Raw genomic sequence first — 16,850 nt, 5'->3', positions numbered from 1 at the left:
AATCAGATATGAAAAATAACGTAAAAAGATTATTCAGTATCCTATCTCTTTTAATACTTATTATCATTACTACTGTAAAGTGTAAAAAAGATGCAGAAGAGGTTGTACCAGTAGTGGACGAACCTAAACCAACCGCAGGTTTTACATATGTAAGGCCAGATACGGTAAAATTTTTAGAGTACCAGTTTACGGGTACCTCTACCAATTATAAAACTTTATTGTGGCAGTTTGGAGATGACAGTACTTCGGTTTTGGTCAATCCAAAACATACCTACCGCTTCCCCGGGAAATATAAGGTAACCTTAACCACCAGGAATGGCCAGGGTTATTCTGCTGCAAAAGAAGTGATTTTAAATATTGTTGATCCCAATTTCGACCCTACAAAAATCGGCGAAAATTATATGCAGACGGTTGGCGGTATTTTCTCAGTAAACTTGGAAGCCGGTGCCGGCCCCAATTCTGCTGAGGGATCAAAAAAACTGGTGGATGGAGACATTACCACCAAATTTTTGCAGGCCGGTTTTGATGGTACGCAGCGATGTACTTTCGAACTGACAACACCACAGGTAGTTGGCGCCTATACCTTAACTTCAGGAAACGATGCTGAAGACAGAGACCCCCGGTACTGGATTTTACAGGGATCAATAGATGGTATTCAATATACCGACTTACATACGGTAACCACCTGCCCATGGGCCAATTCGGGTGAAAGACGTGTGACCAAAAGGTATTATTTTGACAACTTTGTAGCCTATAAATTCTATCGTCTTTATATCAAAGCAAACCGTGGGAGCCGTGTATTTCAGCTCTCCGAATGGACCATCAATAAAAAACAGCCTTAAGTAATTGGCGCTCCAGATTAGTTTAAGAATACATGAAGCTTAACCACTTCATGTATTTTTAGTTTGGAAAAAGCCGGGTTTAGATAACGATGAGGTTACAAAACCGAGGCGCTGCTAAAAATTAAATGCTTAAAATAGCTGAAAACGATGTTTTAAATGTCGTTTAGACAATTAAAATTTGCCAACGCTTGCCAAAAGTAGATTATATTTTATACTTTAGTAAAACGTTTAACTAGCGTTAAATCTAACCAACATATAAAAATCAGATTTCAACACACACATACATGATGAACAAAACCAACACTTTAAAATTCTTAGGCATATTGGGCTGCATGTTTATAGGCAGTTTGCTAAAAGCACAAGAACGGAAGGCTCCGGCTTACCCCTTAATTACGCACAATACCTATTTCAGTATCTGGTCTACCACCGATAAATTAAATGAGTCTGCAACCCAGCATTGGACGGGTGCCGATCATTCTCTTCTAGGGATGATAAATGTTGATGGCAACATTTATCGCTTTTTAGGTAAAGAAAGCACCAGCTATAAAACCGTTGTGCCTGCATCCGATGAAAAAGCTTACGACATAAAATATACAGAAACTGAACCTCAGGGCGATTGGAAAGCTGCAAACTATGCAGCTGGTAACTGGCAAACAGGTTATGCACCGATAGGGGACGATGCTAAAAATGTGAAAACCTTATGGAAATCGAATGATATATGGGTAAGGAGGACCTTTAACGTCGATAATCCTTTATCAATAAACGAGTTGTTTTTAAAGATCAATCACGACGATAATATCGAGGTTTACCTAAATGGAAAGAAAATCTATACGAAAGAAGGCTGGACGAATGATTTCAAATATATTGCTTTAAGCAATAGCGATAAAAGTGCATTAAAAGCCGGATCAAATGTAATGGCCATCCACCTGAAGAATACTGCCGGTGGCCGTTTTCTTGATTTTGGCTTGGTTGATAAACTTAAAGATAATGCTGAAAAAGTACAGGTTGCCAAGCAAAAAAGTGTCGATATTAATGCCACGCAAACAATCTATAACTTTACCTGTGGTAAAATAGACCTGAAATTAACTTTTACATCGCCATTATTAATGAACGACCTGGGTTTGTTTGCACGTCCGGTTTCGTACGTTTCCTACCAGGCGAAGGCGAATGATGGCAAAACACACCAGGTAAAAGTATACCTGAGTGCATCATCAAACATTGCGGTATATCGTCCTACGCAAGAGGTAACCACCACAAAATACAGCACCTCCAAATTATCGGTATTAAAAACGGGTACCGTAGAACAGCCGGTTCTTCAAAAGGCGAGCGACGATATGCGTATAGACTGGGGTTATTTTTATGTAGCCGCGCCAAAAACCAGTAATGTAGTTCAATTTGTAACGGCCGAAAAAGATGCGGCTGACGCTTTTAGAAAAGGCAATTCGGCCTCGACAGCTAAAAATGGTAAAATGCTTGCCCTAAATACCGTTATTCCTTTCGGGCAGGTGGGTAAAGCTGCGGTAGAAAAATATGTTGAACTGGGTTATGATGAGATTTATAGTGTTCAATATTTTAATAAAAATTTAAGGCCATGGTGGAATACCTCAGGTAAAGAAACCATCGAGGCACAATTAACGGCGGCGGCTGATGAGTACAAAAAAGTGATTGCGAAGTGCGAAGCTTTCAACCAGGCTTTATATGCCGATGCCTTAAAATCAGGCGGTAAAGAATATGCTGATTTATGTGTTTTAGGCTATCGCCAGAGCATTGCTGCACATACTTTGGTTAAGAGCCCAGAGGGTGAAATTTTATGGTTATCTAAAGAAAACAATAGCGGTGGGTTTATCAATACGGTTGATGTAACTTATCCTTCTGCGCCGCTTTACCTGATTTATAATCCTGATTTATTAAAGGGTATGCTGAATGGAATTTTCTATTTCAGCGAAAGCGGAAAATATCCACACCCTTGGGCAGCACACGATCTGGGAACCTATCCATTGGCCAACGGACAAACTTATGGAGAGCCGATGCCGGTTGAAGAGTCAGGTAACATGATTATTTTAACCGCTGCGATCGCCAAAGCACAGGGAAATGCAAATTACGCAAAAGCACATTGGAAAACCTTAACCACCTGGGTTGATTATCTGACCAAAGAGGGCTTGGACCCAAAAACACAGTTATGCACCGATGATTTTGCCGGTCACCTGGCTCGTAACGCTAACTTATCGGTAAAAGCAATAGTTGGCATCGCCTCTTATGCCCAAATAGCCCAAACGTTAGGTTATGATGATGTAGCTAAGAAATACCGGGCTATTGCAGAGAGTATGGTGCCAAAATGGATAGAAATGGCCGATGCGGGCGATCATTATGCGCTAACTTTTGACAATAAGAATACCTGGAGCCAGAAATATAACCTGGTTTGGGATAAAGTATTAAACCTGAACCTGTTTCCACAGAAAATCTACGATACCGAAACCAAATATTACCTTACCAAACAGAACAAGTACGGTATTCCATTGGATAGCAGAAAAGCCTATACCAAAAACGACTGGATTTTATGGACAGCCACTTTTGCGCCAACCCAAAAAGAATTCGAAGCTTTGGTGCACCCGGTTTATAAACACGCTGTCGAAACAGAATCAAGAGTGCCTTTGAACGATTTTTATGATTCGAATACCGGTATCCGAGATAATTTTAAAGCCAGGAGTGTAGTGGGTGGTTTTTATATGAAAATGCTTGCCGATAAATTAAATGGTAAATAATAACTCACGTCCATTAAATTAACAATCTAAGGTTCTGCATTAATTTGCAGGACCTTTTTTATTTCCATCCAATTGTGTTCTTAAAGACGAATGAAAAGCTTGATGTATACAAGCGGAAAAGCGCTATTTAGTACTTGTTAGAATTAGGAAATGAATGGCTTCTGGTTCTTGGCGGTTTTCAGTCCCGCCATGCGCTATAGCTCCGATGAAAAATCGGAGGCTGCCGCTGTTGTCGGGTTTATTAACAATGGTTTCTGCATCCCGGAACCCCGAACATGAAATACTGTTTTGGCCATTTAGTCCTGGTTGTAGCGTTACCCCAATGTGATTAAGTTAAGTCGAAAACAAAAAAGTTTTGTCATCCTGAGAGATAATTTATTGTAAAGACGATTCTTCTATGGGATCTGTCAATGGTAGCCCGTCGAAGGACAAATATTTTTTGTTTTTTCGACTGGTAAGGGTCTTCGACAGGCTCAGACTAACAATGTTGATGTTTAACTATCAAAACTCAAACTCCAGTTGATTGCTTTCTGGTTTTTCTATCTCCACATCATCATAAAACCGCGATAAGGTGATGCCCAACAGCCTGACCTGGGTGGTGCCGATTGCCGCCTCTTCCAAAAGTTTAATGGCTTCAGCATAGATTACTGCAGCTTTGTTAATCGGTGTAGCGAAAGAGCGGCTGCGCGTAATCAGTTTAAAATCAGCAAACTTGATTTTTAAGGTAACCGTTTTTCCACTTAGCTGGTATTTTTCTAAACGTTTGGCCACGGTTTCACTGATCTGTTTCAGCAGATCATGCATTACGGCATCTTCGTTGGTATCTTCAGAAAAAGTATCTTCAGCACCTACCGATTTTGCTTCGCGATTTGCACGAACAGGCCGGTCGTCTATCCCACGTACAATTTTATAATAAAAGCTCCCCGATTTTCCGAATTGGGCAATAAGTTGTGCTTCCGTCAGTTTTTTTAAATCTGCACCGGTATTAATCTGCATGGCCTTCATTTTGGCCGCGGTAACTTTGCCTACCCCGAAGAACTTTTCTACCGGCAGTTTTTCCATAAAAGCTTCAATCTTCGATGGACCAATAAAAGTTAAACCATCAGGTTTGTTCATGTCTGATGCTACTTTAGCCACAAATTTATTGATCGATACGCCCGCCGAAGCGGTTAAGTTTAACTCATTTTTAATTGCATCTTTAATTGATTGTGCAATATCAATAGCCGATCCGATTCCGAGTTTGTCGATCGTTACATCCAGGTAAGCTTCATCCAATGAAAGGGGTTCGATCAGATCAGTATAACGGCTAAAAATTTCTCTGATTGCTTTCGAAACCGCGGTATAGGCATCAAAACGTGGATATACGAAAATGGCCGTTGGGCAAAGCTGGTAGGCTTTACTCGATGGCATTGCCGAACGGATCCCATACTGACGGGCTTCATAACTGGCTGTAGAAACCACTCCACGGCTATCCGGTTTGCCCCCAACCACTAAGGGTTTTCCGCGGTACTCGGGGAAATCGCGTTGCTCTACAGATGCATAAAATGCATCCATATCGATGTGGATTATTTTTCTTAAAACCGGTGGAATTGTATCAGACATGCAATGATCTAAATTTCGCGATTTTTATCAGAATTATTGGGCTGGATTTTTTTTCTTTACATAATATGGAGAGAGCAATTCGTTTTTATAAAAATGCCAAACACGAATGGTATGCCGATATACCCGAATGGGGCGGTGCCATTGAAGATTTACAAATGGTAGAAGGGGCTGACGAACTGTTGAACTGGATAGCCGCAGCCGAAAATGAATGTACATTATTAATGGCTGATGAGCCGATTGAAAATGCTGAAATTTTAGATCTGGTGTACGCTCGGGAAGAAAATCTGGGCGGTGGTGGCGATTACCTGTTGGAAACATTTAGGAAAGAATTTAAAAATCACAAAATTTGGCTTTGCCATGTAACGGAGTTTGTTTTTAAACAACTGCCCGAAAAGATTTATTTTAAAGAAATTAATAAATACTAAAGTGAGTGTGCTGTTATTAATGGTTCAAGGTTAGTGTCTCGGCTTAAAACAAATCTATTTTAAGCGCTTTTCGTTATGAAGAACTCGTTCCCGGATCTATTAACCAAGGGCATTGAGCGTTATCCTGCAGCAAAACAATGAGATAACTATTGTTTTTCACGAGCATTGCGCTCCAAATAGATTAGTGTTTCAAATCAGGAAATGAGCAGTTTGTGGTTCTTGGCGGTTTGCAGTCCTGCTTTCGCTTATAGTCCTCTCCCGATGAAACCTGTGGAACAAGCAAGCATACCGATAAACAAAATTATGAATGCTTAAATCGGGATTCGGGCTATTCCGCTCAATCAGGTTTATGAACAAGGGTTGGTGCACGCTGCAACCTCACAAATGAAATGCTGTTTTGGCCAACCTGGACCCGGTTGGAGCATTACCCTGCAGCAACGAGGCATCCCGAACTTTCGGGAAAGCGTAAAAGCGGAAAACGGGAGCAAACGCTCTGTAGTGTACAAGTGCTGCGCTCCAAATATCGATTAGTGTTTAAAATCAGGAAATGATTAAGCGGATTATCATGCAAAAAACCTTGAAATGAATTGGAAGTAAAGTTTCTAAGTGGTAGTGCGCTAATCCAATAAAATTTCTACCCTGTTCAGTAACGAGTCCATTTCAAATGGTTTTTCCATAAAATCATTTGCACCTGCATCCAGCGCAGATTGCCGGATGTCTCTACTTGCCGAGATCATTAAAATGGGGATTTCTTTATATTGAGGATCATTTTTAAGCTGCCTGCAGATATCCCTGCCATCATGTCCACTCATCCAGATATCCAGCATAATCAGATCCGGCTTGTTTTTTACTGCATCTATAACCGCCCCACCATCATACGTAAATTCAACATCATAACCCATCACTTCCAGAATCATTGTTACAGCATCAACAATTCCTTCGTCGTCGTCAGCAATGAGTATTTTCTTATTTCCCATTTTGTAATTTTATTTCATATCGTTTGTTTTTCAACCGGTAAATGAGAAGATGGTCGGTAGCGTATAAATTATTAATGCGGCAAAGATGCTTTTTGTTTTAAAAAAAATGAATATTTATTTAAATAAATTCCGGTACGCCGGTTAAACTATTTTGCTGCCGGATTACAGCGCCGGGTTCTGGATGTGTCATTGGAACACGAAATGTACAATTTTTAAGCTTATCAAATATTTTGGACATTTATAGTTTATATTTACGGCGTTTATTCAAACTAATTGGGTTTAACAGCCAAAAATGGACAGCATTAATATTAAGAAATTAGCGGAAGCATTAAATTTATCTACTTCTACAATTTCGAGGGCTTTTAGAGATAACAGTGATATAAATAGTGCTACCAAGGCGCGTATATTGGCTAAGGCGAAAGAATTGAACTATCAGCCCAACCACTATGCCAGTAATTTAAGAGAGCAGAAAAGCAAAACCATTGCCGTTATTGTGCCCGAACTGGCAAATAATTATTTCTCCCAGGCCATTCATGGTATTGAACGCGTAGCCCGTGAAAATGGGTACCATATTCTAATTTATGTAACGGATGATGAGTATCAAAAGGAAGTAACTTTCATCCGCCACCTGCACAATGGTAGGGCCGATGGCATTATCATGTCGGTTTCGGGAGAGGCCGACGATCATAATTACCTTAATAAATTTGGCAGTAAAAGATTACCATTGGTGTTTTTCGACCGGATTTATGAAGACATCGATACGCCAAGGGTAATTACAAACGATTATAACAGCAGTTTTCTGGCAACAGAACATTTAATAGAGCAGGGCTGTACCAGAATTGCTTACCTTGTGGTGAATAAAAGTTTATCAATAGGTAAAACCCGTATGCAAGGCTATCTTGATGCACTGGCTAAACACCAGGTTCCCTTTGAAGAAAACCTGATTGTAGATTGCAGCAACAGTTATGAAGAAAATAGCGTGATCATCAAAGAGGCTTTAACGCAATTAAAGCCAGATGGTATTTTTACCTCTGTAGAGCGTTTGGCTTTCGCTACTTATTATGCCTGTTACGATCTCAATATCAGCATACCAAAAGCGTTAAAAGTGATCAGTTTCTCCAGTTTGGAAATTGCTCCTTTGCTAAACCCTTCGCTCACCACCATCACTCAGCCCGCTACCGAAATCGGAGAAGAAGCGGCTAAATTACTGTTTACTATTTTGGATGATCGTGCCGATAAAAGCCCGTCAAATGAGGTGGTTTTAACATCTAAAATCATCAAGCGGAATTCGACCAGAAATGACTAAAAAACGGCTTAAAAAATGAGCCCGTTTTTGGTCAGAAATTTTCAAAAAAAATCTTCACTTAGTGTAAAATACGCAGAATTCTGACTGATTTTCGGGAACGTTCCCGAAAATCAACCGGAATTTTCTCCAATTTTTTCGGGAACGTTCCCGAAAAAAGCCTTAAAAATTGCTTAGTGTAATTTTCACACTTTAAATAAAAAATTATTAATTATAATTTATTGATTTTTAGGATATTATAATTTTAATATTTGTCCTGTATGGATTTTTACCATCGCCAAAAAGCCAATTTTTATCCTGATTTTTTTCGCTAAATTTTGGTCTGAAATTTATTTTTTAAATAAATTTTGAAATATCATTAACAGCTGTAAATTAGGCCTCTGTGTAAATCACTATAATATTTAACCAAATTTTTAAACTTAAACGAGCTTCAGATATGAGAGTATTTTACCTGTTAAAACAGGGGCTTTGGGTGCTGTTGGTTTTTTCAGCATTAATGGTAAAAGCACAGACCGGATCGGTATCTGGTCAGGTGCTCGACGAAACCGGCCAACCATTACCTGGTGCTTCTGTAGTTGTTAAAGGAACAACAAGAAGTACATCAACCGATGCTAACGGTAATTACAAACTAGCAGGATTACCAAACGGTTCGATAACACTGTCTGCAAGTTTTGTAGGCTATCAGAGCCTTGATAAAGCCGTAAGCATTTCAGCAGGCGCCACGGTTAATTTTCAATTGGTGCCGGATGCCCAAAAACTGAACGAAGTGGTGGTAATCGGTTATGGTACTGCAGAAAAGAAAAACCTGACAGGCTCAATCACTACGGTAAATGCCAAGGATTTCCAGAAAGGTACCATTACCACACCCGAGCAATTGATCCAGGGTAAGGTAGCGGGTGTAAACATTGTTTCGGGCGGTGGAGCACCAGGTGGCGGTAGTACTATCCGTATCCGTGGAGGTGCCTCCCTCAATGCCAGTAATGATCCTTTGATCGTGGTTGATGGAGTGCCTTTCAGCGGTAACAGCATTGGTAATGCACCAAGTCCGTTATCATTGATCAATCCCAATGATATCGAAACCTTTACCGTTTTAAAAGACGCAAATGCCACGGCCATTTATGGATCAAGGGCATCTAATGGGGTAATCCTGATCACCACTAAAAAAGGGGCATCCGGAGAGCCTGTAATCAATTTCAGTACCAATAATTCAATTGCAAGCGTTGCCAAAAAAGTAAATGTACTTACCGGCGATCAGGTGCGGGCCTTTGTCAATGCAAATGGTACCGCTGCCCAAAAAGCATTGCTGGGTACAGCCAATACCGATTGGCAAAATGAAATTTATCAGCAAGCATTCTCTACAGATAACAATTTAAGTATTGCCGGATCTTTAAAAGGTGTGCCTTACCGTGTATCTGCAGGCTATCTTGATCAGGATGGGGTGGTGATTACCAGTAAGTTGAAAAGGGCTACGGGTGCCATATCTGTTGCGCCTCGGTTTTTCACCGATCACCTCAAAGCCGAACTGAACTTAAAAGGTTCTTTGAGCCAGTCGCAATATCCCAACGATGGTGCTATTGGCGCAGCAATTCAGTTCGATCCTACACAACCCGTTTATGCCAACAATAACTATGGCGGGTATTTCGAATGGCTAAGCTCCACCGGTGTGCCTAATCCTAATGCCCCTCGCAATCCGGTAGCCTTAATCAGGCAACAGGATAACCGTGGAAACGCTGCAAGAAGCTTTGGTAACTTGAAACTGGATTATTCTTTCCATTTTTTACCCGAATTACATGCAGTGGTAAACCTGGGTTATGATTATTCAAAAGGTTATGGCCGCACCATCGTGCCCACTTATGCGGCACAGAGCGCATCAACCAGCGGATCATATTCAAACCGGTTAAACACCGAGATGAACAAATTTTCTGAAGCCTATTTAAGTTACGCCAAAACCGTAGAAAGCATTAAAAGTAAATTTGATGTAACTGCTGGTTACGGTTATTACGACGATGCAGTTACCAATTACAACTTCGCTACCTATAAAGGTACCGGAGAACTGTTAACTACACCTGTTTTCCCTTTTTCAGTTGAGCAGAACAAATTGCTTTCTTATTACGGCCGCTTCAACTATACTTTGAACGAGAAATATATCTTATCAGGTACCATAAGGGCCGATGCTTCCTCTAAATTTGCCCAGAACAACCGTTGGGGTTATTTCCCATCAGTAGGTTTTACCTGGAGAATTATCGGTGAAAATTTCTTGAAAAATAGCGAAACCCTGTCAGATCTGAAATTGCGTTTAAGTTATGGGGAAACCGGTAATAAAGATGGTATCGGCAACTATGATTACCTTTCTAAATATTACGCCAGCACAAACAATGGCCAATACCAGGTTGGTAATAATTTCTACAGCTACTACAGTCCGGCGGGTTACGATCCTGACTTGAAATGGGAAACCACCACTACTTACAATGCCGGCTTGGATTATGGTTTTATAAAAGGAAGGTTATATGGAAGCATTGATGTTTACTATAAAAAAACCAAGGATCTGTTAAGTACCGTAACTATTCCGGTAGGAACCAACTTCACCAACGTATTAACCACCAATGTGGGTAATATGGATGTACGTGGTGCTGAGGTAAGCTTAAATTATGTGGCCATTAAAACAGCCAATACAAGTTGGGAACTGGGAATCAATGCCGCATACAATAAAAGAGAGGTAACCAACCTGACCTTAAACCCAAATTCGGGTTTCAAGATTGATGCTGGTGACATTACCGGGGGTACAGGTATCCACCTGAAATACAACGCGGTTAACCAGTTACCGGGCTCATTCTATGTATATAAACAGGTGTACAATGCCGATGGCAAACCACTTGAAGGTGTTTATCAGGATCTGAACGGCGATGGTAGCATTTCTGCCGCAGACCAGTATTTTTATAAATCACCTGATCCTAAAGTAATCCTGGGTTTCAATACCTCATTTACTTATAAAAAATGGACAGCAAGCACCGTGTTAAGAGCCAATATCGGTAATTATGTTTACGACAATATTTCGTCAAACTTTGGCATTAGAAATAACGTATTGAGTACCCAGGGAATTCTGAATAACTCCACTTCAGATTTATATGTAACCAACTTCTCAGGAAGTTCAGGGGTGCAGTACCTGAGCGATTATTTTATCAAAAATGCCTCTTTCCTGAAAATGGATAACCTGGGTTTATCTTATAATGTTGGTAAACTGTCGAAAACCGGAAATGCTAATATGCGCATCTCCGCAAACTGCCAAAACGTGTTTGTGGTTTCTAAATACAAGGGAATAGATCCGGAACTGGTTTCGGGTATCGATTATAACCTTTACCCTCGTCCACGTACATATACTTTGGGCTTAAATGTTGGTTTCTAATACTGAACAAAGAAATAGAAAAATGAAAAATTCATTTAAAACGATATTGGCATTGGGTTTTCTGGCAATCAGTTTAAATGCCTGTAAAAAAGAAGATTTAAACCTGAGGCCTACCAATGATGTAACTGCCGAGAATGTTTATGCAACGCCGGCAGGTTATAAAAACAGCTTAGTTAAGCTATATGCAACCTATGCACTTACCAGTCCATCCGGATCAGATAATAGCGATGTAGGCGGTTTGAATGCGGGTTTTGCCGATTTCTTGAGGTTATTCTGGACTTCACAGGAACTGGTAACCGATGAGGCCATCTGTGCCTGGGGCGATGTGGGCATTCCAGAACTGGATTACGGTACACCAAGTCCAGACAACCAGTTTTTGCGTGGATTGTATTCGAGGAGCATTCTGCAGATCACTTTCTGTAATGAGTTTCTCCGCGAAAGTACACCAGAGAAATTAGCCAGCAGAAATATCACGGGAGCCGATGCTACCGCGATTAATCGTTACCGTGCCGAGGCCCGTTTCTTACGTGCCTATCAATATTGGGTATTGATGGATGCTTTCGGAAACCCTCCTTTTATTACCGAGGATGATGCCATTGGTAAGGTAAACCCGAAACAGATTCAAAGGGCCGCTTTATTTACCTATGTAGAATCGGAACTGAAAGCCATTGAGGGCGATTTAGCCGATGCGCGCACCAATGAGTACGGACGTGCCGATAAAGGGGCTGATTGGGCTTTATTGGCAAGGTTATACTTAAACGCTCAGGTATACACCGGAACAGCCAAATATACCGAGGCCATTACCTATTCGAGCAAGGTGATCAATGCAGGCTATAGCTTAAAAGCAAACTACATGGATTTGTTCAAAGCAGATAATGAAGTGAACAATACCGAAAATATTCTTACCATTAACTATGACGGCATTAACGGTACCAATTATGGCGGAACTACCTTTATTATTAATGCAGCCATTAATGGCGATATGAATCCAACAGCTTACGGGGTACCCAATGGCGGCTGGGGTGGTAACAGGACCAGGCAAAACTTGCCGGCACTTTTTCCTGATGCCAATGGAAGCCAGGATAAACGTGGGGTGTTTTTTGGAACAAAAAGAAATGTTGATGCTGTAGGCGAATTTACGGATGGTTTACGTGTAACGAAGTTCAAGAACGTAACCTCTGCCGGTGCAATGGGCCGCTCTCTGAACGGAACTTTCAGCTCACTTGATTTTGCACTATTCCGTTTAGCCGAGCAATATTTGATTTATGGCGAAGCTGTAGCCCGTGGAGGTTCTGGTGGTAGTGCTGCACAAGCCTTAACTTATGTGAATCTTTTGCGTCAGCGTGCTTATGGCAATGCCAGTGGAAATGTGTCGGTAGCGGCACTGACGACGGATTTTTATTTAGATGAACGTGCGCGCGAACTATACTGGGAAGGCCATCGCCGTACTGACTTGGTCCGCTATGGTAAATTTACAGGTGCAACTTATCTGTGGCCTTTTAAAGGCGGAGTACAGGCCGGGGCATCTTTACCAGCCTACCGTAATTTGTATCCGCTGCCTTTAGCAGATCTGATTGCAAATCCGAATCTGGTTCAAAATACTGGTTATTAATTTTTAATCTTAAAGAGATGAAATCGATATTCTTCAAAACCCTGGCAGTTGGCCTTATGGCGGTTTCGCTGTGGTCATGTAAAAAAGACGAAACCCAGACCGTTTCAAACATTAGCCCTGCCGGAACATTAACAACATCGGCAACCACGATTAACCTGGTACAATCCAATGCCGCACAGGTGGCATTTACCTTGAGTTATCCGCTTGCCACTTCAACCGGATATGTGGTGCCGGTAAACACCAGCTTACAGTTTGGTTTAAAAGGCACTAACTTTTCTCCGGTAAGAGAAATAGCCGTAACTACTAAAACCTATGCGCCAACCATTACCGAGGTTAACAATATGATTTTGGCACTGGGTGGAAAGGTAGGGACTACAGCACAGATCGAGGTGAGGCTAAAATCAGGTGCGGCAGTTAACGATTTAACCTACTCAAACGTAATCACCTTAACCGCTACGCCTTATCTGGCCTCGGCATGGGTTTATGTTCCCGGCGCATATCAGGGCTGGAATCCTGCCACTGCCGATAGTCTGATCTCGGTTTCAAGCAATGGCGTTTATACCGGCATGATCGCCTTTACCCCTGGTAACCTCGAATTTAAAGTTACCCCGGCAAAAAAATGGGATGTAGCTTATGGCGATGCAGGCGGGGGTAAAATCAGCAGCAGCGCAGGCGATAACCTTAAATCGACTGATGCCGTGGTGAAACAGGTGACCGTTGACCTGAATGCGGGTACTTATACCATCGGCGTTCCGAAAGAATGGTCGATTATTGGCGACGCTACCGCAGGTGGCTGGGGCAATGATACCGATATGAAAGTAACCAATGATGGTAAGGCGAACTTTTATACCATTAAAACCACTTTAACCACCGGGGCTTTCAAATTTAGGTTTGCCCATGATTGGGGTACAAACCTGGGTGGTAGTTTAAGTACGCTGACAAACGGAGGCGATAATATTGCCGTTACCACTGCCGGCACTTATACCATTACTTTAGATGTGGCGGCCAAAAAAGCCACTATGGTTAAAAACTAATTGTTATACATACCGCCCTGCAGTATTTTTTGCTGTAGGGTATTTTTAAGTTTTAGCATGATCAGACTTCAAACCCTTACAAAATTTCCATTGCTATTTAATGCTCATACTAATACTTTTTTTAGAAAGATAAGCAGCACCCTTGCGCTTTTGCTTATCCTTTCTTTCAATAGCCTTTTCGGCCAAACACTCGAGCGTATCGAACCAATGTTTTGGTTTACCGGTATGCACAACCCAAAACTGCAATTATTGGTACATGGCGAAAACATTGCCAATACCACTGTGGCCTTAACTTATCCGGGGGTTAAACTCGTTAAGGTTAATAAAGTAGAAAACCCAAATTATTTATTTCTCGATTTAACAGTTGCTCCAACAGCTAAAGCCGGGAAATTCCCGATTAACTTTATGGTTAATGGGAAAAAGATATTGACTTACTCCTACGAATTAAAAAATCGCGATAAAAGTGCGGGCAGGATTCAGGGCGTAACCAACAAAGATTTTATTTACCTGCTGATGCCCGATCGTTTTTCGAACGGCGATAAAAGTAACGATGTGGTTCAGGGTTTAACTGAAACAGCATTAAACCGCGATAGCATGTACTACCGGCATGGCGGCGATATTCAAGGTGTAATTAACCACCTCGATTACCTGAAAGATTTGGGGATAACTACCGTTTGGATGACCCCGGAGGTAGAAAACGACATGCCGCAAGCTTCCTATCACGGCTATGCCGTAACCGATCATTATAAAATAGATCCACGTTTTGGAACAAATGCACTTTATAAAAAATATGTAGAAATTGCCCATGCTAAAGGACTGAAGGTGATTAAAGATGTTGTGCACAACCACATCGGTACCCACCATTGGTTTTATAAAGATTTACCAATGAAAAATTGGTTAAACCAATGGCCAAAATATACCCAAACCAGCTACCGCGATCAAACTTTAATGGATATACATGCATCGGCGGCAGACCGTAAACAGATGCTCGATGGTTGGTTTGTGCCTACAATGCCCGATCTAAACCAGCGTAATCCTTATGTACAAAATTACCTTACGCAAAACCACATCTGGTGGATCGAATATGCCGGCATTGATGGTTTGCGTTTAGATACTTACGGATATAACGATCCGGTTTATATGGCTGATTGGGCTTTAAAAGTTCAGGCAGAATTCCCGCATTTATCTGTTTTTGGCGAAACATTGGTTACTGCTGTGGCCAACCAGGCCTTTTTTACTGGTGGTAACACCGTTAATCGCGGCTTTGATACCCACTTGCAGGGCATTACCGATGCTACTTTAAAAGATGCGATTTACGAAGGGATAAATGGCAAGAACGGTTGGGTAGATGGAATTAACCGTTTGTATGCCACCCTGGCACACGATTTTCTTTATAAAAATCCAAATACCAATTGCATCTTTTTAGATAACCATGATTTGAGCCGCTTTTACTCGATGGTTGGCGAAGATTTCGATAAATACAAAATGGGGATGAGCATCCTATTAACCATGCGTGGTATTCCGCAAATGTATTATGGTACCGAAATCCTGATGAAAAACTTCTCTAATCCCGATGGTTTGATCCGTTCTGATTTTCCTGGTGGATGGGAGGGAGACAAAAAAGATAAGTTTGTGGCAGATGGTCGGACCAACAAAGAGAATGAGGCTTTCAATTTTGTTAAAACACTGGCCAGTTTCAGAAGAAACAGCATTGCACTTCAAACCGGTAAATTGATGCAGTTTGTTCCGCAGGATGATCTTTATGTTTATTTCCGTTACAATACAGAACCAAAAGGCACGGTAATGGTTATTATAAACAATACAGAAAAAGAAAAAATATTAAATACCGATCGCTTCGCCGAAAGAACGGCAGGTATTACAGCAGCTAAAAATGTTATTACCGGCGAAAACATCAATTTTCAAAATATTAAGGTGCCCGCTAAAACCACGTTGGTATTAGAATTAAGGTAAAAAATTAAAGTTGAAGGGTTTAAGATTACATTTTTATATACTAGATACTCACTACTAGATACTCACTACTAGATACTCACTACTAAATACTTACTACTAGATACTCACCACTAGCTACTGATTACTTGTTACTTGATACCCTCTACTTGACATGCACTACCCGATACCAAAAAATATAACAAAGATGCAAGATAAAAATCATTCAAAACCTTCCGCTTCCCACCTTTCATTATCTGCCTCAATAAAGGCTTGCTTATTCGATTTGGACGGTGTACTGGTTGATACGGCGGTATACCATTATAAAGCCTGGAAACGCCTGGCCAATACGATGGGTTTCGATTTTACGGAGGAACAGAACGAGCAGTTGAAAGGTGTTAGCCGTGTAGAAAGCTTAAACAAAATTCTGGCCTGGGGCGGGGTAGAAAAAACCGATACCGAAAAAGAAGAACTGGCTGCCTTAAAAAACGGCTGGTACGTAGACATGATTACCAAAATGACACCTGCAGAAGTTTTACCCGGAACGGTCGATTTCTTAACCGCAATTCATAAAGCCGGTTACAAATTAGCTTTGGGTTCGGCAAGTAAAAACTCGGCAATTATTTTAGAAAAAACAGATCTGGCCCATTTCTTTGATAAGATTGTGGATGGCAATATGGTAACCAAATCAAAACCCGATCCTGAGGTATTTTTAAAGGGAGCCGAACTTTTAGGCTTTAAACCCGATGAATGTGTGGTTTTTGAAGATGCCGTTGCCGGTGTAGAGGCTGCAAAAAGAGGTGGAATGAAAGCCATCGGTATCGGCGAAAAAAGTGTGCTTGGCCAGGCCGATCTGGTTGTAAGCGGATTAGATAAATTAAAAGTTAACGATTTAGAGAATTTATAGGTTTAAGGTGTAGGGTTTAGGTTGAGGGCATTGTCT

General features: G+C 41.1%; 11 protein-coding genes. 9 read left to right on the top strand and 2 right to left on the bottom strand.

The window, feature by feature from the left end; translation table 11 throughout:
• Positions 1 to 8 precede the first annotated feature (8 nt).
• A complete protein-coding gene (locus GGQ60_RS13715) occupies positions 9 to 842 on the top strand; it encodes a PKD domain-containing protein (RefSeq protein WP_183765275.1) in 834 nt (277 codons plus the stop codon).
• A 287-nt stretch (positions 843 to 1,129) separates the two neighbouring features.
• Positions 1,130 to 3,604: a glutaminase family protein gene (locus GGQ60_RS13710; RefSeq protein WP_183767186.1), complete on the top strand. Its 2,475-nt coding sequence runs from the start codon at positions 1,130 to 1,132 to the stop codon at positions 3,602 to 3,604.
• Between the two features lie 501 nt (positions 3,605 to 4,105).
• On the opposite strand, the gene dinB is transcribed toward GGQ60_RS13710, so the two are convergent.
• On the bottom strand, positions 4,106 to 5,206 hold the full coding sequence (gene dinB / locus GGQ60_RS13705) for a DNA polymerase IV (RefSeq protein ID WP_183765272.1): 1,101 nt from the start codon (positions 5,204 to 5,206) through the stop codon (positions 4,106 to 4,108).
• Between the two features lie 65 nt (positions 5,207 to 5,271).
• Between dinB and GGQ60_RS13700 the strand changes: the two genes are divergently transcribed.
• Positions 5,272 to 5,631 (top strand): DUF6717 family protein, encoded by a 360-nt coding sequence (locus GGQ60_RS13700; protein ID WP_183765259.1) that lies wholly within the window; start codon positions 5,272 to 5,274, stop codon positions 5,629 to 5,631.
• Between the two features lie 617 nt (positions 5,632 to 6,248).
• On the opposite strand, the gene GGQ60_RS13695 is transcribed toward GGQ60_RS13700, so the two are convergent.
• On the bottom strand, positions 6,249 to 6,608 hold the full coding sequence (locus tag GGQ60_RS13695; RefSeq protein WP_183765257.1) for a response regulator: 360 nt from the start codon (positions 6,606 to 6,608) through the stop codon (positions 6,249 to 6,251).
• Between the two features lie 292 nt (positions 6,609 to 6,900).
• Between GGQ60_RS13695 and GGQ60_RS13690 the strand changes: the two genes are divergently transcribed.
• The 6 genes from GGQ60_RS13690 to pgmB all read left to right on the top strand — a co-directional run bounded on the left by GGQ60_RS13690 (position 6,901) and on the right by pgmB (position 16,814).
• A complete protein-coding gene (locus GGQ60_RS13690; RefSeq protein ID WP_183765255.1) occupies positions 6,901 to 7,914 on the top strand; it encodes a LacI family DNA-binding transcriptional regulator in 1,014 nt (337 codons plus the stop codon).
• A 433-nt stretch (positions 7,915 to 8,347) separates the two neighbouring features.
• Positions 8,348 to 11,314, top strand: a complete 2,967-nt coding sequence (locus tag GGQ60_RS13685; RefSeq protein WP_183765253.1) for a SusC/RagA family TonB-linked outer membrane protein — start codon at positions 8,348 to 8,350, stop codon at positions 11,312 to 11,314.
• Positions 11,315 to 11,336: 22 nt separating this feature from the next.
• Positions 11,337 to 12,926: a RagB/SusD family nutrient uptake outer membrane protein gene (locus GGQ60_RS13680; RefSeq protein ID WP_183765251.1), complete on the top strand. Its 1,590-nt coding sequence runs from the start codon at positions 11,337 to 11,339 to the stop codon at positions 12,924 to 12,926.
• Between the two features lie 17 nt (positions 12,927 to 12,943).
• Complete coding sequence (locus tag GGQ60_RS13675) at positions 12,944 to 13,960, top strand: pullulanase X25 domain-containing protein (protein WP_183765249.1); 1,017 nt, start codon at positions 12,944 to 12,946, stop codon at positions 13,958 to 13,960.
• Between the two features lie 57 nt (positions 13,961 to 14,017).
• Positions 14,018 to 15,931: a glycoside hydrolase family 13 protein gene (locus tag GGQ60_RS13670; protein WP_183765247.1), complete on the top strand. Its 1,914-nt coding sequence runs from the start codon at positions 14,018 to 14,020 to the stop codon at positions 15,929 to 15,931.
• A gap of 184 nt (positions 15,932 to 16,115) precedes the next feature.
• Entirely contained in the window at positions 16,116 to 16,814 is a 699-nt protein-coding gene (gene pgmB / locus GGQ60_RS13665; RefSeq protein WP_183765245.1) for a beta-phosphoglucomutase, read from the top strand.
• Positions 16,815 to 16,850: the final 36 nt, after the last annotated feature.

Source organism: Pedobacter zeae, assembly GCF_014196715.1.
In the GTDB taxonomy this organism is placed as follows: domain Bacteria; phylum Bacteroidota; class Bacteroidia; order Sphingobacteriales; family Sphingobacteriaceae; genus Pedobacter; species Pedobacter zeae.
The sequence above is the reverse complement of the archived record's forward strand: the minus strand, read 5'-3'. Positions and strand labels throughout refer to the sequence as shown.

What these genes read in the sequence shown, in the direction of transcription:
- GGQ60_RS13680 (WP_183765251.1), top strand. Translation starts at nt 11,337, where the DNA reads ATGAAAAATTCATTTAAAACGATATTGGCATTGGGTTTTCTGGCAATC.
- GGQ60_RS13690 (WP_183765255.1), top strand. Translation starts at nt 6,901, where the DNA reads ATGGACAGCATTAATATTAAGAAATTAGCGGAAGCATTAAATTTATCT.
- GGQ60_RS13670 (WP_183765247.1), top strand. Translation starts at nt 14,018, where the DNA reads ATGATCAGACTTCAAACCCTTACAAAATTTCCATTGCTATTTAATGCT.
- GGQ60_RS13695 (WP_183765257.1), bottom strand. Translation starts at nt 6,608, where the DNA reads ATGGGAAATAAGAAAATACTCATTGCTGACGACGACGAAGGAATTGTT.
- GGQ60_RS13685 (WP_183765253.1), top strand. Translation starts at nt 8,348, where the DNA reads ATGAGAGTATTTTACCTGTTAAAACAGGGGCTTTGGGTGCTGTTGGTT.
- GGQ60_RS13710 (WP_183767186.1), top strand. Translation starts at nt 1,130, where the DNA reads ATGAACAAAACCAACACTTTAAAATTCTTAGGCATATTGGGCTGCATG.
- GGQ60_RS13675 (WP_183765249.1), top strand. Translation starts at nt 12,944, where the DNA reads ATGAAATCGATATTCTTCAAAACCCTGGCAGTTGGCCTTATGGCGGTT.
- GGQ60_RS13700 (WP_183765259.1), top strand. Translation starts at nt 5,272, where the DNA reads ATGGAGAGAGCAATTCGTTTTTATAAAAATGCCAAACACGAATGGTAT.
- dinB (WP_183765272.1), bottom strand. Translation starts at nt 5,206, where the DNA reads ATGTCTGATACAATTCCACCGGTTTTAAGAAAAATAATCCACATCGAT.
- pgmB (WP_183765245.1), top strand. Translation starts at nt 16,116, where the DNA reads ATGCAAGATAAAAATCATTCAAAACCTTCCGCTTCCCACCTTTCATTA.
- GGQ60_RS13715 (WP_183765275.1), top strand. Translation starts at nt 9, where the DNA reads ATGAAAAATAACGTAAAAAGATTATTCAGTATCCTATCTCTTTTAATA.